Consider the following 25,718-nt stretch of genomic DNA (forward strand, 5'->3'; position numbering starts at 1 on the left):
GGGAGGACGAGCTGTAGCCGGCGCGGGTGGGGGAGACGAGCCGGACCCCGCGGGCCGCGGCGGCCGCCCGCGTCGTCCCGGCGGGCCGGCCCCAGGACGGCGTGCCGTGCAGGTCGACGGCGACCGGGGCGTCGTCCGGGGTGCTCGACCAGTTCGCGAGGTGCACCTCGAGGACGCCGCCGTCCTCGAGCTCGACCATCCGCTGGGTCACGTCGTCCGTCATGCGGCAGACCGTATCCCTCGGGGCGGACCCGGGGGAGGCGGTCGGGGCGGGCTGCGGACGACGCGTCGACCGACCTGTGGACGATCCGAACACCTGTCCGGTCGGCGCCGTAGGGTGGAACCGGTGAGCACGCTCTTCGACGACCTGCCTCTGCCCGGCCTCGGCGACTCCGCGCCCTCGGTCCGCGGCGGCTCCGGCGCGCCCGTCGCCGCGGTGCGCGGGGCGCACCCGCTGCCGGGACTCGTGCCGGTCGAGCCGGGGGACGACGGGCCGTCGTCCGCGCCGTCCCCGGGGGCCAAGCGCGCCGAGGAGCTGCTCGACGGGCTCAACCCGCAGCAGCGCGAGGCCGTCCTGCACGCCGGGTCGCCGCTGCTCATCGTCGCCGGCGCCGGCTCGGGCAAGACCCGGGTGCTCACCCACCGGATCGCCTACCTGCTCGCGGCGCGCGGCGTCCGGCCGGGGCAGGTGCTCGCGATCACCTTCACGAACAAGGCCGCGGCCGAGATGCGCGAGCGGGTCGCGGCCCTCGTCGGCCCGCGCGCGGCGACGATGTGGGTCTCGACGTTCCACTCGGCGTGCGTGCGGATCCTGCGCCGGGAGGCGACCCGGGTCGGCCTGCGGAGCAACTTCTCGATCTACGACGCGGCGGACAGCCAGCGGCTCATGTCCCTCGTGTGCCGCGAGCTGGACCTCGACCCGAAGCGGTTCCCGCCGCGCTCGTTCAGCCACCAGGTGAGCAACCTGAAGAACGAGCTCGTCGACGAGGAGACCTACGCGGCGACGGCGTCCGACGGGCCCGGCACCGAGAAGGTCCTCGCCCAGGCGTACACGGCGTACCAGCAGCGGCTGCGCCAGGCGAACGCCATGGACTTCGACGACCTCATCATGACGACCGTCAACATCCTCCAGGCCTTCCCGGACGTCGCCGCCTACTACCGGCGGCGGTTCCGCCACGTCCTCGTCGACGAGTACCAGGACACCAACCACGCCCAGTACGTGCTCGTCCGTGAGCTCGTCGGCGGGTCGCTGTCCCAGGTCATGCGCGAGAGCGAGCGGGCCGAGCGGTTCACCGCGGACGGCGAGCCGGTGCGGCCCGACGGCTCGCGGACGGCGTCCGAGCTGCCCCCGGAGGAGGTCCCGCCGGCCGAGCTCACCGTCGTCGGCGACGCCGACCAGTCGATCTACGCCTTCCGCGGCGCGACGATCCGCAACATCGCCGAGTTCGAGAACGACTACCCGAGCGCGCGCACGATCATGCTCGAGCAGAACTACCGCTCGACGCAGACGATCCTCACGGCCGCCAACGCCGTCATCGAGCGCAACCCCGACCGCAAGCCGAAGCGGCTGTGGACCAGCGCCGGCGCCGGGGCGAAGATCATCGGCTACGTCGCCGACCACGAGCACGACGAGGCGTCCTTCATCGCCGAGGAGATCGACCGGCTCACCGACACCGAGGGCGTCCGGCCCGGGGACGTCGCCGTCTTCTACCGGACGAACGCGCAGTCCCGCGCCCTCGAGGAGGTGTTCGTCCGGGTCGGCCTGCCGTACAAGGTCGTCGGCGGCACCAGGTTCTACGAGCGCCGCGAGGTCAAGGACGCCCTCGCCTACCTGCGGGTGCTCGCGAACCCGGACGACGCCGTCAACCTGCGGCGGATCCTCAACGTGCCCAAGCGCGGCATCGGCGACCGGGCCGAGGCCTGCGTCGCGGCGCTCGCCGACCGGGAGCGGATCTCCTTCAACGCCGCGCTCGTGCGTGCCGACGAGGCGCCGGGCATCGCGACCCGGTCGCTCACGTGCATCCAGGGCTTCAACTCCCTCGTCGACGAGCTGCGCACCCTCGTCGAGGCCGGTTCGGGGCCGGCGACGGTGCTCGAGGCCGTGCTCGAGCAGACCGGCTACCTCGCGGAGCTGCGCGCGAGCCACGACCCGCAGGACGAGTCGCGGATCGAGAACCTCGCCGAGCTCGTCGCCGTGGCGCAGGAGTACGAGGCGGCGAACCCGCAGGGCTCCCTGACGGACTTCCTCGAGCAGGTCTCGCTCGTCGCCGACTCCGACGAGGTGCCGGACGAGGCCGTGGCGGACGGCGCGGAGCGGCAGGACGGCGCCCCCCAGGTCGACCAGGGCGTCGTCACGCTCATGACGCTGCACACCGCGAAGGGCCTGGAGTTCCCGGTCGTCTTCCTCACCGGCCTCGAGGACGGCACGTTCCCGCACATGCGCTCGCTCGGCGACCCCGCCGAGCTCGCCGAGGAGCGGCGCCTCGCCTACGTCGGGATCACCCGGGCCCGGGAACGGCTCTACGTGTCCCGGGCCGCGGTCCGCAGCGCGTGGGGGCAGCCGAGCTACAACCCGGCGAGCCGCTTCCTCGAGGAGGTGCCGCGCGACCTGCTCGACTGGCGCCGCTCCGACTCGACGATGATGCGGCCGTCGTCCACGCCCGCCGTCGCCCGGCTCGCCGAGCGGCCCGGCGTCCGGTCGCCGGGCAACCGGGAGATCGTCCACCTCGAGCCGGGGGACCGGGTCACCCACGACACGTTCGGCATGGGGACGGTCGTCGAGGTCGAGGGCACGGGGGACAAGACCGTCGCGAAGGTCGACTTCCGCGACCAGGGCGTCAAGCGGCTGCTCCTGCGGTACGCGCCCGTCGAGAAGCTCTGACTCCTACGCGGTGTGAGGTTCACCCGCGCTCCGTCACCCTAGGTAGTCATCCGGCCGGTTGGTCGGCTCTTCGGTGTGCCTCAGACTTGACATTCCCTTGACGCGAGGGCTCGCCCGGGGTCGTCGTTGCGCCCCGATTTACTGTGACATCGCGTCATCATTCACTGGCGGGATCCACCGTTCCCCGGATCCGTGACCCCCCTGATTTAGGGGTCTCTTATCCTCCGTCCGGAGGTGCCCGACCGGCACCGTCGGTGACCACCCTGGATGCAGGGGGTCGAGCGAAGGCGACTCTCCGTCGTTGTGGCACGGGGCTGCGAGGTGTCCGGCCTTCGCGCGATCCACTCGGGGAGCTACTGACATGCGAAACGCTGACCTGCGAGCGCGCCTGATGCGCGCCGTCCACGACCGCCGGCACCGCCGCCTCCTGCTGTCCGCCGTCCCTGCGCCCGGTGCGCCGTCCGGCCGCCGCCGCACCACGGCCGCCCTCGCGGTGGCCGCGCTCGTCGGTTCCGGGATGGCCGCAGCCGGTGCCCTCGCGCCGCCGCCCGCGCACGACGGGGGCACGAAGGGGCTGGCGAAGGTCGGCCCGATCGACCCGGCCAACGGGTTCCCCATCTGGTACAAGGACACGAACGGCGTCCGGCTCGAGCTGTGCACGGACCCCGACGACCAGTACTGCATCATGGGCGACCTGCCGAACCCCGGTGACCCGGTGGTCTTCCCGACGAACTTCCCCGACGAGGCGTTCTGGTCGGTCGGTGACTCCGCCATCGACCTGGGCGGTGGCAACGACGCCCTGCTCGTGACGGCCGTCGAGGCCGCCTTCGGCAGCGCGGACGGCCTTCCTGCCCCGAAGCAGCAGATCAGCTTCGGCCGGATCCGCACGCGCATCGAGGGCCTGACGGCGGGCGCCACGTACAAGGTCACGCACCCGTACGGCGTGGACACCCACGTCGCCGAGGATGCCGTGCGCGGCGTCAACGTCACCGAGGACGTCGGCAACCTCGTCTGGGACGGTGTCTTCGACCAGACGCTCGCGAGCCGACCGGCACCGTTCCTGAAGTGGACGGACGACGCCCCGGCCGCCCCCGACGGCTACCTCGGCGACCCGGCCGTCCCGCACAAGGTCACCGGAAGCCCCTACGGCACCAACGTCTTCCGCATCGAGGGTCCGGCCGGCTCGTTCCCGGCGTCGCCCGACCAGTGCGCCGACATCACGCTCGGCGCCAGTGACCAGACCCGGGACGACTGCGTCGAGTCCGACCTGTTCACCGTGCAGGGCAAGATCGCGACGAAGATCGGCGCACAGATCACCAAGGCGTCGTACACCGAGTCCGGCGGGGACCTCTACCTGGACGTCTTCGCGACCTCCGAGCCCGGTCAGACCCTGACGGTCGGCGGCAGCGGCCTGGCGACGACCACGATGCGCGGCTCGTCCGCCGGCGAGTACTTCGCGCGGATCAAGGTCGGTGCCGGTGGCGTCCCGGCCATCACGCTGACCAACGTGTCCGACACCCCCGACACGACGAGCTCGCTGAACGCCGACGAGATCGGGGACGCCGTCCACGTCTCGAGCGCGGTGTACGACGCGACGGCGCAGACCCTGACGGTGGTGGCGGCGTCCGGCGGTCCCGGGGCACACCTGAGCCTCGTCGGGCAGCCGGGCGCGACGCTGGCCGTCGGTGGTGACAACGTCCACACGTTCACCGTCGACGCGCTCCCGGCGCCGCCGGCCGAGGTCGTCGTCCGCTCCGACAAGGGCGGTCTCGACACGGACGACGTCCTCGTCGTCGGCGGGGTCAACGTGCCGACCGCGGTCGACGCGGTGATCACCGCGCCGAAGACGTCGCTGCGGCTCGGCGAGGGCGTCGTCGTCGACAGCGCCGCCTCGACCGGCGACGTCGTCACCGCGGAGTGGAAGGCGCTGAAGAACTCCGGCAACGTCGACGTCTCCGCGCTGCTCACCGGTACCGGCCCGACCCGGACGTTCACCCCGACCGAGACCGGCACGTTCACGGTGTCCCTGACCCTCACCGGGCCGGGCAGCGGGAACTCCGACACGGCGTCGATCACCTTCCAGGTGACCGACCCGCAGGTGGTGCCGATCGCGAAGGCCGGCCCCGACCGCACGCTCGTCGAGCCGCTGTCGACGGTGACGCTCGACGGCGCGGCGTCCACCCCGGCCGGCGCGACGTACCAGTGGGCGGTCGACACGGTCGCCCCGCAGGGGACGCCCGTCCCGGCGCTCACCGGTGCGACGACGGCGACCCCGTCGTTCGTCCTGCCGCTCGCCCCGGACCCGACGGCCCCGGTGACGGTCGTGCTCAGCCTGGTCGTCACCGACAACGGGGTCTCGTCGGCCCCGGACGGCGTCACGGTGACGAGCGCCCCCGACGGGCTCACGCTGGTCTCGGCCCAGTGGCGGACGAGCTCGAACGAGTGGCGGGTCCGCGGGGACTCGACGTACTGCGGCCAGAAGAACCTCGTGACCGTGTACTACAACCCGCCGAACGGGCCGCAGGTGGAGCTCGGCAGCGTCGTCCCCGTAGCGGCGGCCGGGGTCTGCGGCTGGGACTTCCGGCTCCGGAACGCCCCGGCGGGCAAGCGGGCGGTCAACGGCGGCGACGGGACGATCACCGTCCGGTCGAGGCTCGGTGGCCTGCTCGACCGGCAGGTGTTCTCCGCGCGCTGAGCCACCCGCCGGACGCACGACGGCCCGGTACCCGCTCGGGGTGCCGGGCCGTCGCGCGTGCGGCTTCTACCGGACCGGACACCACGCTCCGTGCCCTCTTGCTGCGGATCGCGTTAGTTCGCTTGCATGAAGTCACGCATAGTGTCGGGATGTATCCCCCTGATGAGCCCACCACATGATGGGCCACACGGAGTAGTCGCAGGTCCCATGCCCTATCGGCAGCCCGTTTCTCCACCGTTCGGCGGGTCCGTGACCCCGCCGGAGGTCGCAGGGTGGAGCACGGCCGGGGCGACGGCCGCCGGTCGGGACGCGTGGTCCCGCCCGGCCAGACCGCCACCCTCCGAACGGGGACCACCTCCATGACCTTGCTGCCCACCTTCTCGCTGCGCCGCGTACCCGCGGGCGCCCGGCGACGGTCGCTCGTGGCGGCCGGCGCGGTGCTCGCGCTCGCCGGCTCGGGCGTCGTCGCGGCCTACGCCGTGACCCCGCCGCCGGCCCACCTGGACAACACCGTCGGCCTCAAGCAGGTCGGCCCGATCGACGAGGCCAACGGCTTCCCGCTCTGGTACAAGGACACGAACAACGTCCGCCTCGAGCTGTGCCTCGACCCGAGCGACCCTTACTGCATCATGGGCGACGTCCCGGACCCGACGCAGCCGGTGGAGTTCCCGGACAACTTCCCGGACGAGGCGTTCTGGTCCTCGGCCGAGGCGTCGCTCGACGCAGGTGGTGGTGAGAAGGCGCTGCTCGTCACCGCGGTCGAGGCGGCCTTCGGCTCGGCCGACGGCCTGCCGGCCGAGAAGCAGCAGGTCAGCTTCGGCCGGATCCGGGTGCGGGCCGCCGGGCTCATCGACGACGCGACCTACACGGTCACGCACCCGTACGGCACGGACACCGCGGTCGCGGAGGCGGGTGCCGTGAAGGGCATCAACGTCACCGAGGACATCGGGAGCCTCGTCTGGGACGGCGTCTTCGACACCACGCTCGGCAGCCGCCCCGGCCCGTTCCTCAAGTGGGACCCGAACGTCGCACCGGCCGCTCCGGCCGGCTACCTCGGTGACGTCACCGTCGGCCACGCGGTCGTGGGCAGCCCCTACGGCCCGGACCAGAACGTCTTCCGCATCGAGGGTCCGGCGGGATCGTTCACCGGCTCGGCCGACCTGTGCGCCGACGCCGATCTGGGCGGGGCCGGCGGCGCGGCGACGGACGACTGCATCGAGACGAAGCAGTTCTTCGTCCAGGGCAAGATCTCGACCCGCGCCGGCGTCCAGGTCACGAAGGTGAACTTCCGTGACGCGCAGACGTCCGGCACCAAGTACGTCGACATCTACGCGACGTCCGAGGTGGGCCAGACGCTCCTGGTCACGGGCACCGACGTGTCGCAGACGAAGATGCGTGCGGACGGCAAGGGCGGGTACTTCGCCCGCGTCCTCGTCACCGGTGCCATCCCCGCGGACCTGCAGGTCGCCAACACCACTGACACCCCGGACACGGTGGACAAGATCGAGCCGGAGATGCTCGGCGACAAGGTCCACATCACCGGTGCGACCTGGGACGGTGACACGAGGGAGCTGAAGGTCAGCGCCGACTCCGGTGACGGCGCCGCCGCCCTGGTTCTCGCAGGCTTCCCGGGGGTCGAGCCGTCCATCTCCTCGTCCTCCTGGAACTGGACGGTGACAGGGGTGGACGCTCCGCCGCTCGACGTCACCGTGACCTCCGACAAGCAGGGCTCCGACAGCGAGGACGTCGTGGTCACCGGAGAGGAGTTCGCCTCCGCCGAGGTCGTCGCAGCCATCACGCCGAGCACCACGGAGGACGTCTCGATCGGCCAGACGATCACCTTCGACGCGATCCAGTCGCAGGGCACGATCACCAGCTACGCCTGGTCGATCAGTGGAGGGCCGGGCGCACTGACGTCCGCCTCCGGCCCGTCGACGAGCTTCACCCCGACACATGGTGGCGAGTACACCGTGCAGCTGATCGTCACCGGACCCGGGTCGGGCAACACCAGCACGACGACGTTCACGTTCTCGGTGCCGGACGACGCGGAGAACCCGGTCGCCAACGCGGGGCCCGACCAGAACTTCGTCGTCCCGACGAGTGTGGTCACGCTCAACGGCAGTGGTTCCGTGTTCACCACGGGATACGCCTGGACCGCTCCGACCGGGGTCACCCTGAACGGGGCGAACACTGCGAACCCGACCTTCACGGTCCCGGTGACAGCGGTCGACGGCTCGTGGACGTTCACGCTCACCGCGACGGGCGCGTCGGGTTCGGTCGCCTCCACGGACACGGTCACGGTGACCAGTGACATCGACGACGTGACTGTCGACTCCGCCACCTACAAGACCGGTGGCACGGAGTGGCGTGTCCGCGGGACCGCGCAGTACTGCTCCGCGAACAACACCGTCGACGTCTACTGGAACACCGGGCCGACGACGAGGGTGAAGCTCGGGAGCACGACGCCGGCGGGTGACCTGGGGGTCTGCGGTTACGACTTCCGGTTGAAGAACACGCCGTCGAACATGCGTCCGGGCGTCAACGGAACGGTCACCGTCGAGTCGAAGCTCGGTGGCAAGGCCACGGGGAACTTCACCCGCCTCTGAGGTCGTCCCGCTCCACCCGGCAGGCCCGGTCCCCGCGAGGGGGCCGGGCCTGCCGGCCTTTGTCGAACCACCCTCGCGCTGAACATCGTCTAGTACTAGACAAAGCCAAGTACTGGGCATAACCTCAGAACATGGCCGGTCACGATCCGCAGATGCTCAAAGGGGTGCTCTCGCTGCTCCTGCTCGAGCTGTGCGCCCAGCAGGAGGACTACGGGTACGCGCTCGTCGTCCGGCTCCAGGGCCTCGGCTTCCCGGAGCTCGCGGAGGGCACGGTCTACCCGGCGCTCTCCCGGCTGGAGTCGCAGGGCCTGCTCGAGGCCCGCCTCGTCCGGTCGGCCTCGGGGCCGGCCCGCAAGTACTACACGCCGACGGCCGCGGGGGCCGCCGAGCGGGTACGGGCACGCCAGGCCTGGGACGCGCTCGTCGTCGCCGTGGCCGCCGTCCGTACCGATTCCGTGCGCACCCAGGAGGTTCCGACATGAGCACCGCCCTCACCGCCCTCTCCGCCCTCGCCGCGACCGCGGCGGACGCGACGTCCGGCAGCGTCGAGATCGGCGGCACCGTCGCGGACCTCGTCTTCGTCGCCGTCGTCCTCACCGCGATCGCGGGCACCGTCCTGGCGATCGCCCGGCCCTGGGAGCTGCGCGGCGGCCGGTTCGTCGACAAGATCCGGGTCGGCGAAGCGGTGAGCAGCTACGACTTCTGGCTGTCCCTGCGGGGCGTCACCGGGCGCCGCCGCCGCGAGCTGCGCGCGGAGCTGCGGGCCAACCTCTGGGAGGCGACGCAGCGGGTCGGGGCCAAGGAGGCGATCGCCGCCGTCGGGCCGCTGCGCACGCTCGCGTTCGACAGCGTCCCCGAGCGCAGGGGGCCGCGCTGGGGCTACGGCGTGGCCGCGGGCTTCGTGGCCCTCGAGGTGTTCCTCATGGTGCAGGTCTTCCTCGCCACCGTCGTCGCCGACACCGCGCAGGCGGCCGGGGTGCCGCGGGTGGACGTCGCGGTGACGCTCGTCCCGGGGATGGGCGTGCAGTACGAGGAGGTGGGCGAGGGCTTCTCCGTCGGCACCGACTTCGGGCCCGCCTGCCTCGTCGTCGCCCTCGTCGCGTTCGTCCTCGTCGCGCAGCCGTGGCGGCTGCTGCACCGCCGGTCCGCCGTCCCGGCGTGAGCCGCCGGCGGCCGCCGGTGCGGCGTCAGCGGCCCGCGGCGATCGGCGTGACCCCGGCGTGCAGCGTCGTCCCGTCCGGGTCGAGCTGGCCGAGCAGCGTCGAGATGCCGTGGACGACGTCCCCGTCGATGGGGATCGACATGTGGCCCCGGCCCCGGACGAGGACGTTGCGGACGGCGAGGTCCGGGTGCTCGAGGCGGCCGTTCTCGTGGGGCAGGATCATCTGGTCGAGGTCGGACCAGTAGGCGACGAACCGGGTGCGGCAGCCGGGGGCCGGCTCGGCGAGCTCGGCGTAGAAGTCGCTGCCGGGGGAGAGCTGGCGGCACAGCTCGACCGGCACGAGGCGCGCGGGCAGCGTGCCCTCGTGCGGCGTCCCGAGGGTCACGAGGGTGTGGACCCGCTCGTCGCCGCCGAGCCGCTGCACGTAGTAGCGCGCGATGAGCCCGCCCAGGCTGTGCCCGACGACGTGGATCCGCTCGTAGCCGGTCCGCGCGACGAGCTCCTCGACGGCGCCGGACAGGTCGCGTGCCGCGAGCCGGACGTCGTTCGTCATCGGCGAGTAGTTGAGGGACACCACCCGGCGGAAGCCGCGGCGGCGCAGCCGGCGCCGCAGCACGGTGAAGATCGCCCGGTTGTCGACCATCCCGTGGATGAGCAGGATCGGCGTCCCGGCCGCCTCGACGTCCCCGACGACCATGCCGCGGGCCGCCGGGTCGAGACCGCCGAGGTGGTAGTGGTCGTGGTCGCGCGGCCGCTCCCGGAGCAGGCCCCACGGGTACATCGCGAGGTGCGCGGCGCCCCAGGACGCCTCCAGGGCCACGCCGCGCAGGCCGTGCGGGGTGAGCAGCGCCCCGAGGCCGCCCGCGAGGGCCCGCACGGTGTGCCGGACGGAGGCCTGCGGGCCGGACGTCGACCACCCGGGGGCGGCCGGGGCCGGGACGGCGGCGAGCGCGACGGAACCGGGGGTGCCGGGGCCCCGCCCGCGTCGTGCCGCCATCGGACCTCCTCGTCCGCCGTCCGGTGCCCGCAGCGCCTGCGCGACACCGGTTTTCGCAGTGTGCGGTGTGAGGTCGGCCACGCGCCAGACCCCACGCTGGCGAACCGCCGTCCGAGCACCCGTGACGCCGGGTGACCGGGCCTCCCACCCCGGGCAGGATCACCCGGTTTGGCCGACTTCATCGGACGAGACGGCCCGATCCTGAGGCGAACGGCGCCGCGTGACCCGTTCGGGCCGCCCGCGGGGAGCCGTCCGTCCCGGCGCCGGGACACGCGCGCGGCCGCCCCGGCGGTCCCCGTGACGCGGCGACGGGGACCGCCGTCCCAGGGGCGCGCCCGCAGGGCTGGTCTACCCTGCGACCACGCCCGCACGTCACTCAGGAGGAAGCCATGGCGCCCGTCCGGATCGTCGTCGCCAAGCCCGGCCTCGACGGGCACGACCGTGGTGCGAAGGTCGTCGCCCGGGCGCTGCGCGACGCCGGCATGGAGGTCGTCTACACCGGCCTCCACCAGACCCCCGAGCAGATCGTCGACGCGGCCGTCCAGGAGGACGCCGACGCCGTGGGCCTGTCCGTGCTCTCCGGCGCGCACCTCACGCTCTTCCAGCGGGTCGTCGAGCTGCTGCGCGAGCGCGACGCGGCCGACATCGTCGTCTTCGGCGGCGGGATCATCCCCGAGGCCGACATCCCCGAGCTCGAGCGGATCGGCGTCGCCAAGGTCTTCACCCCCGGCGCGTCGATGCGCGACATCGTCGAGTGGGTGCGGGCGAACGTCGGCCAGACCGTCTGACGCGTCCGGACCGTCCGACGCGCACGGCCCGCCGTTCGTCCCGCCGTCCGGCGCCGATCGGCGCCACGTGATCGGGCACACGCCGACCACGCGAAGATCGTCCCTTGTGTGGGGCTAGGGTTTCCTCGACCCTCCCGGCCCCGACGTTGAGGACGGCACGTGGACCTGTTCGAGTACCAGGCGCGCGACATGTTCGCCGCCCACGGCGTCCCGGTGCTTGACGCCGTGGTCGCCACCACCCCCGAAGAAGCGCGCGCAGGCGCCGAGGCGATCGGCGGCGGCACCGTCGTCGTCAAGGCCCAGGTGAAGACCGGCGGCCGCGGCAAGGCCGGCGGCGTCAAGCTCGCGCACAGCCCCGAGGAGGCCGCCGCCAAGGCCGGCGAGATCCTCGGGATGGACATCAAGGGCCACACGGTCCACCGCGTCATGGTGGCCCAGGGCGCGAAGATCGCCGAGGAGTACTACTTCTCGGTGCTCCTCGACCGGGCCAACCGCACGTACCTCGCCATGGCGTCCAAGGAGGGCGGCATGGAGATCGAGCAGCTCGCGGTCGAGCGCCCGGACGCCCTCGCGAGGATCCCGGTCGACGCGATCACCGGCATCGACGCGGCGAAGGCCGCCGAGATCGTCGACGCGGCGGGCTTCGCGGACGACGTCAAGGCCGCGGTCGCGGACGTCGTCGTCAAGCTCTGGGGCGTCTTCCAGGCCGAGGACGCGACGCTCGTCGAGGTCAACCCGCTCGTGAAGACCGAGGACGGCGCGATCATCGCGCTCGACGGCAAGGTCACGCTCGACGGGAACGCCGGCTTCCGGCACCCCGACCACGCGGCCCTCGAGGACGTCGCGGCGGCGGACCCGCTGGAGCAGGCGGCCAAGGAGAAGGGCCTCAACTACGTCAAGCTCGACGGCGAGGTCGGCATCATCGGCAACGGCGCGGGGCTCGTCATGAGCACGCTCGACGTCGTCGCGTACGCCGGCGAGGAGTTCGGCGGCGTCAAGCCCGCGAACTTCCTCGACATCGGCGGCGGTGCGAGCGCCGAGGTCATGGCGAACGGGCTCGAGATCATCCTCGGCGACGCGCAGGTCAAGAGCGTGTTCGTCAACGTCTTCGGCGGCATCACCGCGTGCGACGCGGTGGCCAACGGCATCCTCCAGGCCTTCAAGATCCTCGAGGAGAACGGCACCCCGGTGACCAAGCCGCTCGTCGTCCGGCTCGACGGCAACAACGCCGAGCTCGGCCAGGAGATCCTCGACGACTTCGCGAAGACCCTGCCCGCGGGCGCCATCACCCGCGAGGACACCATGGACGGTGCTGCCCGCGCGGCGGCCGAGCTGGCCGCCTCCGGCCAGGGACAGGGGGCCTGAGCATGTCGATCTGGCTCAACCACGACAGCAAGGTCATCGTCCAGGGCATGACCGGCTCCGAGGGCCGCAAGCACACCCAGCGGATGATCAACTCGGGCACGAACATCGTCGCCGGCGTCACGCCCGGCAAGGGCGGCAAGGGCCAGGAGTTCAACGACCGGGTGGTCAAGCCGGTCTTCGACTCCGTGCAGGAGGCCGTGTCGCAGACCGGTGCCGACGTCTCGGTCATCTTCGTGCCGGCCAAGGGCACGAAGTCGGCCGTCTACGAGGCGATCGACGCGGGCGTGCCGCTCGTCGTCGTCATCACCGAGGGCGTCCCGGTGCACGACACGGCGGACTTCTTCCAGTACGCCAAGAACAAGGGCACGACGCGCATCATCGGCCCGAACTGCCCCGGCCTCATCACGCCCGGCCGCTCGAACGTCGGCATCATCCCGGCGAACATCACCAAGCACGGCCCGATCGGCCTGGTGAGCAAGTCCGGCACGCTGACCTACCAGCTCATGTACGAGCTGCGGGACATCGGCTTCTCGACGAACGTCGGCATCGGCGGCGACCCGGTCATCGGGACGACGCACATCGACTGCCTCGAGGCGTTCGAGAAGGACGACGAGACCAAGGCGATCGTCATGATCGGCGAGATCGGCGGCGACGCCGAGGAGCGCGCGGCGGCGTACATCAAGGAGCACGTGACGAAGCCGGTCGTCGGCTACGTCGCCGGCTTCACCGCCCCCGAGGGCAAGACGATGGGCCACGCCGGCGCCATCGTCTCCGGCTCCTCGGGCACCGCGCAGGCGAAGAAGGAGGCCCTCGAGGCCGCGGGCGTGAAGGTCGGCAAGACCCCGTCCGAGACCGCCCGCCTCATGCGCGAGGTCATGGCCCAGCTCGCCTGACCCCGCACCACCCCGCTCATGCTCGCGGCGGGTACCGATCACGGCCCCTCCCGGGGCTCGGAACGGTACCCGCCGCGAGCATGACGGGGTCGGCGGGTCAGCCCAGCGGGGCGCTGCCCGCGGTGCCGACGAGCTGCTCGCGGAACTCCGGGCTCGCCAGGCGGGCCGCCTCGGCACGGGCCGCCTCGACCCGGGCNCCCCGCTCATGCTCGCGGAACTCCGGGCTCGCCAGGCGGGCCGCCTCGGCACGGGCCGCCTCGACCCGGGCCGGCATGTCGAGACGCGCCGTCGGCTCCTCGTTGCCCGGGGTGGAGACGAACTTCTCGATCGCCGCGAGACCGGCGCCCGCGCGGGCCGCGGCCGCGGCCGCCTTGGCGTCGAGGCGCCGGGCGTACCAGTCCGAGGCGAGGACCGACTCGCGGGTGAACAGGGCACGGAACTCGGGCGACTCCAGGCCCCAGCCCTCCGCGCTGTGCCCGTCGGCCATGATCTCCAGCAGGGCCCGCAGCGGCGGCACGGCGAGGTCCACGGTGCCGTCCTTGAAGTACGCCCGCGCCACCCGCTCGTGCGTCATGACGATCGTCGCGACCGACTCGGCGAAGACGCCGACGTCCTGCAGCTCGGGGCGCAGCATCTCCGGGGTGAAGATGACGTCCGGGTGCAGGAAGATCCGGCCGAAGTACTTCGTGGCGAGCCGGTCGGTCATCCGGTAGCCGAGCCGGCTCGCGGCGACGTGGACGCCCTCGTGCTCGAAGTCCGTGAGCTTCTCCAGCGCCCCCTCCTCGAGGAGCCGCCGCGCGTCCCGCTCGGCCGGGGTCATCCGGGAGAACAGCTCCGGCACGAGCAGCGAGAAGTCGTGGTCGACGCGCACGCGCGGCCCGACGTACCCGGCCGCGGAGACCCAGCCGTCGTGCCCGGTGAGCACGTAGGACAGCAGCGACGCGTTGAGGTCGATGACGGCCGGCATCGCGTTGAACGGGCCCTTGGTGAGCGCGCCCTCGGAGCCGGCCCCGGTCGTCGACGGCGACTTGCCGGTCATCGACGAGATGAACTCCATGAAGAGCTCGGGGAGCTCCATCCAGTGCAGCGGGCCGTACGCGCACAGCGGCGGCACCCCGACGTCCGGCGGGTTGTTCCGCCGTCCCGCCGCGACGACGTCGACCGGCTGCAGCAGCGGTGCGCCCGACGGCACCCGGCGCACGAGCCGGGCGGACAGGTCCGCGACCGCGGTGGCCCGGGCGTTCGTCCGGTCCGGGCGCTGCTGGAGGTAGCGCGGGTTCTTCGACGGCTTGCCGTCGACGATCCGCGGGTTCGCCGACGTGACGAAGAACGTCGGGCCGGCCCCCTCGGGCGTCTCGGCGAAGTCGCTGATCATCGTGGCCATCGGCTCGGTGAAGGCGCTGAACGCCACGGCGTCGTCCTGCATGGCGACGGCGTCGTCCCGGGTCAGCGGCGCGAAGTTCGACAGGAACGTGCCGCCGCCGGCGATGTCGCGCTCGGCCTGCTTGTCGTAGCCGCGGTGGATGGCGTCGTCCGGGCGCTGGAAGAGCAGGTCCTCGCAGTTCTCGACGAGCTTGTACGACCGCGCCGGGTCCAGGCCGAGCATGCTGCCGGGGACCACCGTCGAGGCGGTGATGTCGTCCTGGGTCTGCACCTTCACCGCGGGCGCGAAGTCGTGCCGCAGGCTGAACAGCCGCCACGACCCGTCGGTGTTGTAGCCGACCCGCAGCATGTTCACGGTGACCTTGGCGCCGTCGAGCCGCAGGGAGTTGCCCGGTCGCCCGTCGAGCGCCGCGACGCTGAAGTGGCTGCGCCAGTCGTCGCCCCAGTCGGGGCGGTAGGAGCGCTTGACGACGTACACGAGCTCCTTGACGTACGGCGGGATCCGCTCGAGCCAGGCGTTGTAGTCGGGCCGGTACTCCGACCGCGACGGGGTGAGCAGCTTGATGACGGAGCCGATGGAGCGCTCCTGCGACAGGATCGACCGGAAGTCGACGTCGTTGCGCGCCGGGTCGAGGAAGCGCTTGGAGAAGTCCCGGTCGAGGATCGCCGCGACCGAGTCCATGTCCGCCTCGAAGTTCGCGACGAACGCGGAACCGGGGATGAACGCGTCGGTGATGGCCTTGGAGATCTCCGACTTGCCGCCGCCGGAGACCGTGGCCGGCTTGTGGCACGACGTCGCCGTCGGTGCGGTGCCGATGAGGCTCCAGACCGTGCGGTCGTGGGGCTCCTGGGCGACCTCGACGCGGTAGCCGTTCGGGCTCAGGTACGCCTTGTCGGCGCGCAGCGGGATCGACCGGCTCGAGCCGTCGGGGTCGCCGGGGTCGGTCCACGTCACCGTCATGGTGCCGAGCGAGTAGTGCGCGCCGCCCGGCACGAGCACGATGTGCGGCTGCTGCAGGTCGAGCGCGTGCCCCTGCGGCTGGACGACGAAGCGCTCCGGGTCGCGGGCCAGCACGTCGGCGAGCACGTAGTCCGTGCCGCACGTGGTCTCGGTGTAGTCCTGGCCGAGGTTGTAGCTGGCGAACACGAGCGCACCGCCCGCGTGCTCCTCCTCGGCGTTGCCGAACAGGTTGGCGGAGTAGGAGATCTGGGTCTTGATCTCCTTCTTGCAGTAGCCGAAGTAGGTGTCGGCGATGACCGTGACGATGACGCCGCGGGCGTCCCGGGCGCAGATCTTGAAGGCCTTGCCGCCGTTGTAGAGCTCGTCGTCCTGCTCCCAGCACATGCCGTCGCGCCGCTGCCGGTCGGTCGCGTCGGCGACGTGCGGCAGCCCGAGCTCCTTCTTCGTGACCCGGGTGAGGTGCGGGGCGAGGATGACGCAGCCGGTGTGTCCCGTCCACGTCTCCGGGGCGAGCGAGGCGTCGTTCTCGGGCAGGTACGGGTCGCCGCCGTTGCCGAAGATGCCCTCGACGAAGTCGAGGTTGGCGACGAGGCCGCCGGGCACGATGAACCGGGTCTCCATCCGCTTCTCGCGCACCGAGCCGGGGACCGCCGGCGAGACGAGCGGCCGCAGGTGCAGCGAGACGAAGCAGGCCGCGGGCTCGGGCTGGTTCGCCGTGTACGGCAGGACCTTGTCGACCTCGGGGGCCTCGAACGCACGGGCCAGGAGCCGGGCGTACGCGAGCTTGGGCACGGCGATCTTGTCGTCCGGGACGGTCAGGCCGCCCTCGGCGACGTGGAAGACGCCCGCCGTCGTCCGCCGGTCGTTGACGGGGTTGTGCAGCACGCCGTTGGCGAGGCGGTAGCTGCTCAGCAGCGGCGAGATGAAGCTGTCGCCGTCGAACGGCAGGGACAGGTCGCGGGCCAGGCCGGGCTCGTCGAGGACGAGCGTGCGGCGCGGCAGCCGGGGCTGCTCACCGGTGTCGGCGAGGTAGTCGTCGAGGAAGGCCTGGATCCGGCCGTCCGCGGCGCACAGCCGGTCGGCGAGCCGGCGGCTGAGCTCGCGCTGGCGGGCGAGGATCGGGCGGGAGAGGCGCGCGGCCTCGGTGCTCTCGAAACCCTCGGGGAGGGGCAGGCCGAGCTGGGCCAGACGGATGTTGATGGCGGCGTTCTGACTCTGGGGCACACATCATTGTCGGCGCGGGCACCGGCCGGGGCCGGGACCTCCGCCGGAGTTGACGTGATGTTCATATGGTCCACGTGCTCAGCGGGCGTCGTCCGGACGCGCTCCACCCCTAGCCGCTCATGCTCACGATGGGTACCGTTCGAGGCCTCGTGACGGCCTGTTTCCGGTACCCGGCGAGAGCATGAGCGGGAGGGGCGCCGATGAGCGGAGCGCGGGTCCCGAGGGCGCCCGCGCTGACCGGGGCGGCGCCGGCGCACGTCGAGATCGAGCGGTGGCTCGTCGCGGCGATCGGACGGCGCGAGCTCGGTGCCGGGGACCGGCTGCCGCCCGAGGCCGAGCTCGCCGCCCGGATCGGGGTGAGCCGGATGACGCTGCGCCAGGCGCTCGGCCGGCTCGAGGCCCGCGGCGTCATCACGCGCCGCCCCGGCCGGCAGGGCGGCACGTTCGTCGCGGAGCCGCGGATCGACGTCGAGCTCACCGGCTGGGCGGGCTTCACCGCCGAGCTGCGCCGGGCGCACGTGCGCGCCGGGGCCCGGGTCGTCGTCGCCCGCACCGTGCCCGCGCCGCCGGACGTCGCCGCGGCGCTCTCGCTGGCGCGCGGGGAGACGGTGCACGAGGTGGCCCGGGTGCGGTCGGCGCAGCGCCGCCCGGTCGCCCTCGAGCGCTCGTGGTTCCCCGCCGGGGTGCTGCCCGGGCTGCTCGACCACCGGCTCACCGGATCGCTCTACGCCTTGCTGCACAAGGAGTTCGGCCACGCCCCGGCCACCGCTGAGGAGTTCGTCGACCCGGTCGCGGCCGACGCCGAGGCCGCCGCGCTGCTCGACGTCGCCGTGGGGCGCCCGCTCCTGCGTGTCGAGCGGACGGCGTTCACCGCCGCCGGGCTTGCCGTCGAGCACGCGCACGACCTGTTCCGCACCGACCGGGTGCGGCTGCACGTGCGCAGCGAGGTGGCGCCCGGGTAGCCGCCGTGACCGCGGCGGCTGCGACCTTCGCCTCTGTGCACCGGTCCACCGCCGGAGCACCATGGAGCGATGACTGACGTCCGTTTCGTCGATCTCGTCGAGCAGCCCACCGCAGTGGTCCGCGACCGGGTCCGGGTGGGCGACCTCAAGGCGTTCTTCGGCGCCGCCTTCGGTGCCGTGGCGCGGGCGCTCGAGAGCCGGGGCAGCGCGCCCGCCGGCCCGCCGTTCGCCTACTACCACGGGATGCCCACCGAGTGGGTCGACGTCGAGGCCGGGTTCCCGGTCCGGGCGCCGATCGAGCCGTCGGGCACCGTGGTGCCGAGCGTGCTGCCGGCCGGGCACGCGGCCGAGGCGACGCACGTCGGCCCGTACGAGACGCTCGGGGACACGTACGAGGACGTCCTCGGGGCGGTCCGGGCCGGGGGTCACCAGCCCGCGTCCGGGATGTGGGAGTACTACCTCAGCGACCCGGCGGCCGAGCCCGACCCCGCGACCTGGCGCACCACGGTGGTGTGGCCGGTCTCCTGACCGCCCTCAGCCGTCCGCGCGCACCCGGGACGACGTGGGGTCGTGCAGCACGCCGTCCGCGACCGTGCCGCCCACCCACTCGCCGAACAGGTCCACCTCGACCCGGGTGCCGGGCACGGCGGCCGCGGCCGGCAGGTACGAGTAGAGGATCGACGCGCCCACGGTCCAGCCGTAGCCGGCCGAGGTGACCCGGCCCGCGACCTCGCCGGCATGCGGTCCGTCGACGACCCGGACCGGCTCGCTCCCGACGGCGACGGCCCGCGGGTCGTCGAGCGTCACGCAGGCGAGCGCGCGCGCCGGGCCGCCCGCGGCGCGTGCGGCCCGCAGCGCGTCGGCGCCGACGAACCCGCCGGGCTTGTCGAGCTTCACCGCGAACGAGAGCCCGGCCTCGTCCGGGGTCGTCTCCGGCGTCAGGTCGCCGGCCCAGACCCGGTAGCCCTTCTCCAGCCGCAGCGAGTCGATCGCCCGGTAGCCGGCGGCGACGAGGCCGTGCGGCCGGCCGGCCTCCCACAGCGTGCGCCACAGCGCCGCGCCGTACTCGCTCGAGGCGTAGACCTCCCAGCCGAGCTCGCCGACGAACGTCACCCGGACGAGCCGCACCGGCACGTCGCCGACGGTCGTCGTGCGGGCCGACAGGAACGGGAAGTCCTTGTTGGACAACGACTGCGGGGTGAGCGGGCCGAGCACCTCACGCGCCTTCGGGCCCCACAGGCCGTAGCAGACGTACTGCCCGGTGACGTCCTCGATCCGGGCGTCGAGCCGGCCGTCGCGACCGGTCCCGGCGCCCTCGGCCGTGAGGTCGTCGGCCCGGCGGCGCAGCCAGGACAGGTCGTGCAGGCCGAAGGCCGTGCCGGTGACGACGACGAACGCGTCGTCCGCGGTGCGGGTCACGGTGACGTCCGCCTCGATGCCGCCGCGGTGGTTGAGCCACTGGGTGTACGTCACCGACCCGACGGCCCGGTCGACCCGGCCGGCGCTGACCCGCTCGAGGAGCCGGGCGGCGTCCGGTCCGGTGACCGAGAGCTTGGCGAACGACGTCTCGTCGAAGAGCGCGGCCGCCGTCCGGGCGCCGTGGTGCTCCGCCGCGATCGCGGGGGACCACGAGCGACCGGCCCAGGTGCGCGGGCGGACGGCGTCGACGCCGCCCGCCGCGGCGAGCAGTGCCTCGCCGGCGGCGGCGTTCGCCTCGTACCAGTCGACCCGCTCCCAGCCGGCCTTCTCGCCGAGGTGCGCGCCGTGGGCCGTGTGCCACTCGAACGCGGGGGAGGTGCGCAGCGGCCGCCCCGCGGTGCGGTCCCGGTGCGGGTAGGCGATGTCGTAGTACGTCGCGTACGTCTCGACGGTGCGGGCCAGGGTGTACGACGGCGAGTCGTACGCGGGCCCGAAGCGGCGGATGTCCATGTGCCACACGTCGAGCGAGGGCGAGCCCTCGAGCACCCACTCCGCCATGACCTGACCGATGCCGCCCGCGCCGGCGATCCCGTGCGCGCAGAACCCGGCCGCGACGAAGAACCCGCCGACCTCGCTCTCGCCGAGGCAGAACTCGTTGTCGGGTGTGAACGCCTCGGGCCCGTTGATGAGCTTGCGGACGCCGACGTCGTCCATCGCCGGCACCCGGACCCGGCTGTTCTCGGCGATCTGCTCGAAGCGGTCCCAGTCCTCCGGGAGCAGCCGGCCGTTGAAGTCGGCGGGCACGTCGTCGAAGGACGTCGCGGACGCCGTCCAGGGCGCGGGGTCGCGCTCGTAGCCGCCCATGAGCAGCCCGTCGACCTCCTGCCGCCAGTAGACGAGCCAGTCCGGGTCGCGCAGCGTCGGCAGCGGCTTCTCCCGCGGGCCGAGCCGCTCGGTGAGCAGCGGCTCGGTGACGATGTACTGGTGCGCCATCGGCACGAGCGGCACCCGGACGCCGACCATCCGCGCGATCTGCGCGGCGAACATGCCGCCGCAGTCGACGACGACCTCGCACTCGACGTCTCCGCGGTCGGTACGCACCCGGGAGACCCGGCGCCGCCCGCCCGGCAGCGTCACGGTGTCGATGCCGGTCACCCGGGTGCGGGTGCGGACCTCGACCCCGCCGGCCCGGGCGCCGGCGACGAGCGACAGGCACAGGGACGACGGGTCGACCCAGCCGTCCTCCGGCAGCCAGGCGGCGCCCACGACCCCCGTGGGATCCATGAGCGGGAACAGGTCGACGGCCTCGGCGACCGAGATCTCCTCCAGGCCGAGGCCGTAGGTCTTCGCCCAGCTCACCTGGCGGCGGATCTCCTCGAGCCGCTCCGGGGACGACGCGAGCTTCAGGCCGCCGCTCGGCACCCAGCCCGGCGGGTGGTCGCCGGCCTGGAGCCGCGCGTAGAGCGCCGCCGAGTGCATGTTCATCCGGGTGAGCGTCGGGTCCGCGCGGAGCACGCCGACGAGGCCGGCGGAGTGGAACGTCGAGCCGCTCGTGAGGTCGGCCCGCTCGAGGAGCAGGACGTCGCGCTCACCGGCCTGCGCGAGGTGGTAGGCGACGCTCGCGCCGCCGACCCCGCCGCCGATGACGACGACACGTGCGGACGAGGGCAGACCGGCCGGATCGCTCATGCGCCAACGGTAGCCAGCCGTCGCGATTCAGGTATAGACCGAATGCGAGGTGGCCCGCCCCGTCACGCGAGCGTCACCGGCCCGCAGCGCCCACGACATCTGAGGTCTAGACCCTAAGGGGGGCCAGCCCCTAGCATCCGCCCACAGGCTCCCGGCGAGGCAGGCGTCCGGGTGCCCGGGCCCGCGCGCCGGGCCGCACCTCCAGGGAGTCCGGGTGGCATCGGCAGACCGTGACGTACGGGCGGGACGTTCTGCGAGCACGCTCGCGGACGACGCCGTCGTCGAGCGCGTGCTCGACGCCGTCGGGTGCCTGCAGGGCCGGACGGGCTGGGAACGCGTCTCCGGCGGCCTGACGAACGTCAACGTGCGCGTGCACCTGCCGGACGGCGACGCGATCGCCCGGATCGCCACGCAGGACAGCGCGCTGCTCGCCATCGACCGCGCCGCAGAGCACCTCAACAGCGTCGCCGCGGCGGTGAGCGGTGCCGCGCCGGCGGTGCTCGGCTACGAGCCGGCGGCGGGGGTGCTCGTCGTGCGCTGGGTCGTCGGCCGCACCTACTCGCCCGCGGACGTCGCGGCGAACCTCCCGCGGATCGCGGCCGCCTGCCGGCTGCTGCACTCCGGGCCGCGGTTCGGCAACGACTTCGACATGTTCGCCGTCCAGCGCGGCTACCTCGACGTCGTGCGGGAGAAGGGGTTCCGGCTGCCGCCGCGCTACCTCGACTTCCTGCCGGCCTTCGACGACATGCGGCGCGCGCTCGCCGTCCGGGCCACCGCAACCGTGCCGTGCAACAACGACCTGCTCGCCGAGAACTTCGTCGACGACGGCCGCCAGGTCTGGATCATCGACTACGAGTACGGCGGCAACAACGACGCCTGCTTCGAGCTCGGCAACATCTGGAGCGAGTCGACGCTGCCCGTCGAGGCGCTCGACGAGCTCGTAACCGCCTACTACGGCCGGGCCTCCGCGGCGCTCGTCGCCCGGGCCCGGTTGCTCGGCCTCGCCTCGAAGTACGGCTGGACGCTCTGGGCCTCGATCCAGGACGGCGCCAGCACGCTGGACTTCGACTTCTGGTCATGGGGGATGGAGAAGTACGAGCGAGCCGTCGCGGAGTTCGACGGCCCGGACTTCGCCCGACTGCTCGAGGAGGCCGCCGCACCCGACTGAGCGAGTCACAATCCGCGAGAACCGTTCTCCCCAGGAGGATCTCCATGGCAGACCTGTCCAAGCTCAACGACGACGAGCGCCGGCTCGCCGAGCTCGGCTACAAGCAGGAACTCAACCGGAACTGGTCCGGTTTCTCCAACTTCGCCATCTCGTTCTCGATCATCTCCATCCTGGCCGGCTGCTTCACGACGTTCGGTCAGGCGTGGAACAACGGTGGTCCCGTCGCGATCTCGTGGGGCTGGCCGATCATCTCGGCCTTCATCCTCATCATCGGCTTCACGATGTCGGAGCTCGTGTCGGCGTACCCGACTTCGGGCGGCATCTACTGGTGGGCGAGCAAGCTCGGCGGCGCCAAGGCCGGCTACTACACCGGTTGGCTCAACCTCATCGGCCTCCTGGCCGTCGTCGCGTCGGTCGCGTACGGCTGCGCGACGTTCCTGGATGCGACGCTGAGCACCTACAGCACGAGCTGGGCCGACGGGTACTCCCTCACGCGGGTGTTCCTCATCTTCCTCGGCATCCTGCTGCTGTCCGGACTGCTCAACGTCTTCAGCGGCCACCTCATGGCGATCATCAACAACATCTCGGTCTGGTGGCACGTTGCCGGGGCGTCCGCCGTCGTGCTGATCCTCGTCTTCCTGCCGGAGAAGCACCAGAGCATGAGCTTCGTCTTCACGGAGCGGATCAACAACTCCGGCTACGCGGACAGCAAGTACTGGTTTCTCGTGCTGCCGCTGGGCTTTCTCCTGACCCAGTACACGATCACCGGCTACGACGCGTCCGCCCACCTCTCCGAGGAGACCCAGGGCGCGGCGAACGAGGCCGCCAAGGGGATCTGGCAGTCGATCTTCTACTCGGCGATCGGCGGCTGGATCATCCTGCTGTCGTTCCTCTTCGCCGTGCAGGACCCGCAGGAGGTCACCGACGCGGGCGGGTTCGTGGGAGCCATCTTCACCTCCGCCCTGTCCAGCGGCTGGGCAGGCACCGTCCTGCTCATCGCCACGGCCGGCCAGTTCTTCTGCACGACGTCGTGCCTCACGTCCTGCTCGCGCATGATGTTCGCCTTCAGCCGTGACGGTGCGGTCCCGGGGTCCCGGCTCTGGTCGAAGGTCAACGCGAACAAGGTGCCGGCCAACGCCGTCATCGTCTCGGCGCTGATCTCCATCGTCATCACCCTGCCGGCGCTCGTCGAGGTCGACATCAACGGTGCCCCGGTGCCGGTCGCCTTCTACGCCGTCGTCTCCGTCGCGGTCATCGGGCTCTACCTGGCCTTCCTCATCCCGATCTGGCTGCGCTGGAAGGCCGGTGACTCCTGGCAGGCCGGTCCGTGGAACAACGGTCAGAAGTACAAGTGGATGAACCTCGTGGCGGTGATCGAGATCGCCGTCATCTCGGTGTACTTCGTGCTCCCGTTCACGCCGGCAGCCATCCCCGGCAACCCGGACTTCTCCTGGAAGTTCGTCAACTACGCCCCGATCCTCACCGGAGGCGCCCTGATCGCGCTGTGGATCGGCTGGCACGTGTCCGCGAAGAACTGGTACACGGGCCCGAAGATGACGATCGACCTGCCGGCCGGTGTCTCGTCCGCCGACGAGATCAAGCTCGAGCACGAGCACAAGGGCTACCTCACCGGCGAGCACGACGCCTGAGGTCGTCCGGCAGGCCCCGCACCACGCGGACGGCGCCGCTCCCCGGCAGGGGAGCGGCGCCGTCCGTCGTTCCGGGCGTCCTCGGGCAGGCGGCCGCCGTCAGGGCGTGAACTGCTCGGCGACGTAGTAGACCGGGCCGTCCGGGGCCTGCGTGTGCCGCAGCCACAGCAGGAGGCTGTCGCCGGTCGAGACGATGCCGACCGCCTTCTCGTAGAACTGGTCCGCGGTGATCGGCTGGGTCTTCACCCCGTCACCGTCGCCGAGCGCGAACTGGGCGTAGATCACGGCGTCCTTCGTCAGCGTGAAGGTCCGCAGCTTGGGGTTGGTGTTGACGACCGCGTAGTCGAGCGGCTCCTCGTCGGGGTGCTGCGCGTAGTACTCCTGCGCCTTGGCGCCGGTGACGAACGACGCGCGGTCCACCGTGATCGTGTACCCGCTCGCGGTCTGCTCGACCTCCTTGAGCAGGCCGAAGTCCATGCCTGCCGTGGTCGTCGGGTCGTCGACGTAGGCCGTCTCCCGGGGCGTCGGGGTGGCCGTCTTCGTCGGCGACTTCGTGGTCTTCGTCGCCTTCGGGGTGGCGGGCGCGTCCGCTGTCGTCGCCGGGGCGGCCGACGACGACCCGGACGCCACGGGGGTCGTCGTCACCGTCTTCGACGGCCGCAGCAGCCCGTAGACGCCGCCCGCGAGGACGGCGAGCAGCACCGTGACGACCATCGTCGTGACGACGACCCGGCGGCTCGGACCGCCGCCGCCGCGCGGCGGCTCGGGGGCGCCCCCGCGACCGCCGAGGTCCCAGGCGGGGTCACCGGGAGGCCGGCCGAGCAGGCCGGCGCCCGGGTCGGGGAAACCGCCCTGGTCGCCGTAGCCGCCCTGGTCCGGGTACCCGCCCTGCTGGGGGTAGCCGCCCTGGTCCGGGTAGCCGCCCTGCTCCGGGTAGCCGCCCTGCTGCGGGTAGCCGCCCTGCTGCGGGTAGCCGCCTTGGTTCGGGTACCCGCCCTGCTGGGGGTAGCCGCCCTGCTGGGGATACCCGCCCTGGTTCGGGTAGCCGCCAGGCTGGGGATACCCGCCCTGCTGGGCGTAGCCGCCCTGGTCCGGATAGCCGCCCTGCTGGGGGTACCCGCCCTGCTGGGGGTACGCCTGCGTCGGGTAGCCGCCCGGCTGCTGGGGGCGGGGGCGGCCGCCCTGCGCCGGGTGGCCCGGGGCCTGGCCGCCGAAACGGTCGTCGTCCATCGTCCGCCTCTCGTGGTCGACTCATGGTCGACGTGCGGCGCACATCGTCCACCGTCGGTGGGGGAGGGCGTCAACTCGGCCTGCGTGCCTCCCGGCGCGTCTGCGGGCCGCCCCGGGCCGGGTGGCTGACGATGGACGGGATGACGATCCTCGACCGCGCCGCGGGGGCGCTGCGGCCGCCCCCCTCAGACGACCGCCCCGCTGCACCGACGGCCGCCGCGCTCGCGGCCGTCCAGGCCGCGGGCGCCTCCCTGCTGGTCGTGCTCGTGCCGGCGGTCCTCACCTGGTTGTCGGCCACCGCCGACCGGGCGCCCTGGACGGCGGTGCTCCGGCTCGGCGCCGACCTCTGGCTGCTCGGCCAGCACGTCCCGCTCGCGGTCCCCGGCGGGCAGGTGTCCTTCGCCCCGCTGGGTCTGCTCGCCGTCACCGGCGCGGCGCTCGTCACCGCGTCCCGCCGGATGGCCCGGGTCCTCGACCCGCTCGGCGACCGGATCGAGGCCGGTGCGACCAGGTCGGCGCCGACCCGCCCCCCGGTGCTCGCCGGAGCGGTGTTCGTCGCCGTGTACGCGGCGATCGCGGCGCTGGTCGCCGTCGCGGCGGGCCAGCCGGCCGCCCGGCCGGACCCGGGCGGCGAGGAGCGCCGGGA

General features: G+C 72.6%; 16 protein-coding genes and 2 pseudogenes. 13 read left to right on the forward strand and 5 right to left on the reverse strand.

Annotated elements, in window-relative coordinates; translation table 11 throughout:
* Positions 1-223 (reverse strand): annotated as a pseudogene (locus tag ECOMGDLI_RS18350) (alpha/beta hydrolase); the annotation flags it as partial.
* A gap of 123 nt (positions 224-346) precedes the next feature.
* On the opposite strand from ECOMGDLI_RS18350, the gene pcrA reads away from it, so the two are divergent.
* The 5 genes from pcrA (at position 347) to ECOMGDLI_RS18375 (ending at position 9,344) form a co-directional block, all read left to right on the forward strand.
* Entirely contained in the window at positions 347-2,881 is a 2,535-nt protein-coding gene (pcrA, locus tag ECOMGDLI_RS18355; protein WP_088318311.1) for a DNA helicase PcrA, read from the forward strand.
* A gap of 361 nt (positions 2,882-3,242) precedes the next feature.
* Positions 3,243-5,576 carry a hypothetical protein gene (locus ECOMGDLI_RS18360; protein WP_143447775.1) on the forward strand — a complete coding sequence of 778 codons (2,334 nt, stop codon included), beginning with the start codon at positions 3,243-3,245 and terminating at the stop codon, positions 5,574-5,576.
* 359 nt (positions 5,577-5,935) lie between these two features.
* Positions 5,936-8,182 carry a PKD domain-containing protein gene (locus ECOMGDLI_RS18365; RefSeq protein WP_143447776.1) on the forward strand — a complete coding sequence of 749 codons (2,247 nt, stop codon included), beginning with the start codon at positions 5,936-5,938 and terminating at the stop codon, positions 8,180-8,182.
* 131 nt (positions 8,183-8,313) lie between these two features.
* Positions 8,314-8,664 (forward strand): PadR family transcriptional regulator, encoded by a 351-nt coding sequence (locus ECOMGDLI_RS18370; RefSeq protein ID WP_088318301.1) that lies wholly within the window; start codon positions 8,314-8,316, stop codon positions 8,662-8,664.
* Complete coding sequence (locus ECOMGDLI_RS18375) at positions 8,661-9,344, forward strand: hypothetical protein (RefSeq protein WP_088318302.1); 684 nt, start codon at positions 8,661-8,663, stop codon at positions 9,342-9,344. Before ECOMGDLI_RS18370 ends, ECOMGDLI_RS18375 begins: the two co-directional genes overlap by 4 nt.
* Positions 9,345-9,369: 25 nt before the next feature.
* Here ECOMGDLI_RS18375 and ECOMGDLI_RS18380 read toward each other — a convergent pair whose 3' ends face one another.
* Positions 9,370-10,341 (reverse strand): alpha/beta fold hydrolase, encoded by a 972-nt coding sequence (locus tag ECOMGDLI_RS18380; protein WP_088318303.1) that lies wholly within the window; start codon positions 10,339-10,341, stop codon positions 9,370-9,372.
* Between the two features lie 389 nt (positions 10,342-10,730).
* On the opposite strand from ECOMGDLI_RS18380, the gene ECOMGDLI_RS18385 reads away from it, so the two are divergent.
* The 3 genes from ECOMGDLI_RS18385 (at position 10,731) to sucD (ending at position 13,387) form a co-directional block, all read left to right on the forward strand.
* Positions 10,731-11,129, forward strand: coding sequence for a cobalamin B12-binding domain-containing protein (locus ECOMGDLI_RS18385; protein WP_088287806.1), 399 nt, complete (start codon positions 10,731-10,733; stop codon positions 11,127-11,129).
* A gap of 159 nt (positions 11,130-11,288) precedes the next feature.
* On the forward strand, positions 11,289-12,494 hold the full coding sequence (gene sucC / locus ECOMGDLI_RS18390) for an ADP-forming succinate--CoA ligase subunit beta (protein ID WP_088318304.1): 1,206 nt from the start codon (positions 11,289-11,291) through the stop codon (positions 12,492-12,494).
* 2 nt (positions 12,495-12,496) lie between these two features.
* Positions 12,497-13,387, forward strand: coding sequence for a succinate--CoA ligase subunit alpha (gene sucD, locus ECOMGDLI_RS18395; protein ID WP_088318305.1), 891 nt, complete (start codon positions 12,497-12,499; stop codon positions 13,385-13,387).
* Positions 13,388-13,584: 197 nt separating this feature from the next.
* Here the strand turns inward: sucD and ECOMGDLI_RS36880 are convergent.
* A pseudogene (locus ECOMGDLI_RS36880) lies at positions 13,585-16,955 on the reverse strand (hypothetical protein); the annotation flags it as partial.
* Positions 16,956-17,155: 200 nt separating this feature from the next.
* Between ECOMGDLI_RS36880 and ECOMGDLI_RS18405 the strand changes: the two are divergent.
* Complete coding sequence (locus ECOMGDLI_RS18405) at positions 17,156-17,917, forward strand: GntR family transcriptional regulator (protein ID WP_088318307.1); 762 nt, start codon at positions 17,156-17,158, stop codon at positions 17,915-17,917.
* A 69-nt stretch (positions 17,918-17,986) separates the two neighbouring features.
* Positions 17,987-18,445 carry a GyrI-like domain-containing protein gene (locus ECOMGDLI_RS18410; protein WP_088318308.1) on the forward strand — a complete coding sequence of 153 codons (459 nt, stop codon included), beginning with the start codon at positions 17,987-17,989 and terminating at the stop codon, positions 18,443-18,445.
* A 6-nt stretch (positions 18,446-18,451) separates the two neighbouring features.
* Here ECOMGDLI_RS18410 and ECOMGDLI_RS18415 read toward each other — a convergent pair whose 3' ends face one another.
* Positions 18,452-21,025 (reverse strand): FAD-dependent oxidoreductase, encoded by a 2,574-nt coding sequence (locus tag ECOMGDLI_RS18415; protein ID WP_198954977.1) that lies wholly within the window; start codon positions 21,023-21,025, stop codon positions 18,452-18,454.
* 214 nt (positions 21,026-21,239) lie between these two features.
* Between ECOMGDLI_RS18415 and ECOMGDLI_RS18420 the strand changes: the two genes are divergently transcribed.
* Positions 21,240-22,193, forward strand: coding sequence for a choline/ethanolamine kinase family protein (locus tag ECOMGDLI_RS18420; RefSeq protein ID WP_198954978.1), 954 nt, complete (start codon positions 21,240-21,242; stop codon positions 22,191-22,193).
* A gap of 44 nt (positions 22,194-22,237) precedes the next feature.
* Positions 22,238-23,842: an amino acid permease gene (locus ECOMGDLI_RS18425; RefSeq protein WP_088318310.1), complete on the forward strand. Its 1,605-nt coding sequence runs from the start codon at positions 22,238-22,240 to the stop codon at positions 23,840-23,842.
* Positions 23,843-23,941: 99 nt separating this feature from the next.
* Here ECOMGDLI_RS18425 and ECOMGDLI_RS35390 read toward each other — a convergent pair whose 3' ends face one another.
* Positions 23,942-25,072: a hypothetical protein gene (locus ECOMGDLI_RS35390; RefSeq protein WP_198954979.1), complete on the reverse strand. Its 1,131-nt coding sequence runs from the start codon at positions 25,070-25,072 to the stop codon at positions 23,942-23,944.
* A gap of 140 nt (positions 25,073-25,212) precedes the next feature.
* On the opposite strand from ECOMGDLI_RS35390, the gene ECOMGDLI_RS18435 reads away from it, so the two are divergent.
* Positions 25,213-25,718 (forward strand): DUF6350 family protein (locus ECOMGDLI_RS18435; RefSeq protein WP_198954980.1); only part of this gene is annotated, 506 nt, incomplete at its 3' end.

The organism is Kineosporia sp. R_H_3 (assembly GCF_002198675.1).
Classification (GTDB): Bacteria; Actinomycetota; Actinomycetes; order Actinomycetales; family Kineosporiaceae; genus R-H-3.

Excerpts from the sequence above, each read along its gene's own strand:
- ECOMGDLI_RS18360 (WP_143447775.1), top strand. The coding sequence starts at position 3,243 with ATGCGAAACGCTGACCTGCGAGCGCGCCTGATGCGCGCCGTCCACGAC.
- ECOMGDLI_RS18365 (WP_143447776.1), top strand. The coding sequence starts at position 5,936 with ATGACCTTGCTGCCCACCTTCTCGCTGCGCCGCGTACCCGCGGGCGCC.
- ECOMGDLI_RS18370 (WP_088318301.1), top strand. The coding sequence starts at position 8,314 with ATGGCCGGTCACGATCCGCAGATGCTCAAAGGGGTGCTCTCGCTGCTC.
- ECOMGDLI_RS18375 (WP_088318302.1), top strand. The coding sequence starts at position 8,661 with ATGAGCACCGCCCTCACCGCCCTCTCCGCCCTCGCCGCGACCGCGGCG.
- ECOMGDLI_RS18380 (WP_088318303.1), bottom strand. The coding sequence starts at position 10,341 with ATGGCGGCACGACGCGGGCGGGGCCCCGGCACCCCCGGTTCCGTCGCG.
- ECOMGDLI_RS18385 (WP_088287806.1), top strand. The coding sequence starts at position 10,731 with ATGGCGCCCGTCCGGATCGTCGTCGCCAAGCCCGGCCTCGACGGGCAC.
- sucD (WP_088318305.1), top strand. The coding sequence starts at position 12,497 with ATGTCGATCTGGCTCAACCACGACAGCAAGGTCATCGTCCAGGGCATG.
- ECOMGDLI_RS18405 (WP_088318307.1), top strand. The coding sequence starts at position 17,156 with ATGAGCGGAGCGCGGGTCCCGAGGGCGCCCGCGCTGACCGGGGCGGCG.
- ECOMGDLI_RS18410 (WP_088318308.1), top strand. The coding sequence starts at position 17,987 with ATGACTGACGTCCGTTTCGTCGATCTCGTCGAGCAGCCCACCGCAGTG.
- ECOMGDLI_RS18415 (WP_198954977.1), bottom strand. The coding sequence starts at position 21,025 with ATGAGCGATCCGGCCGGTCTGCCCTCGTCCGCACGTGTCGTCGTCATC.
- ECOMGDLI_RS18425 (WP_088318310.1), top strand. The coding sequence starts at position 22,238 with ATGGCAGACCTGTCCAAGCTCAACGACGACGAGCGCCGGCTCGCCGAG.
- ECOMGDLI_RS35390 (WP_198954979.1), bottom strand. The coding sequence starts at position 25,072 with ATGGACGACGACCGTTTCGGCGGCCAGGCCCCGGGCCACCCGGCGCAG.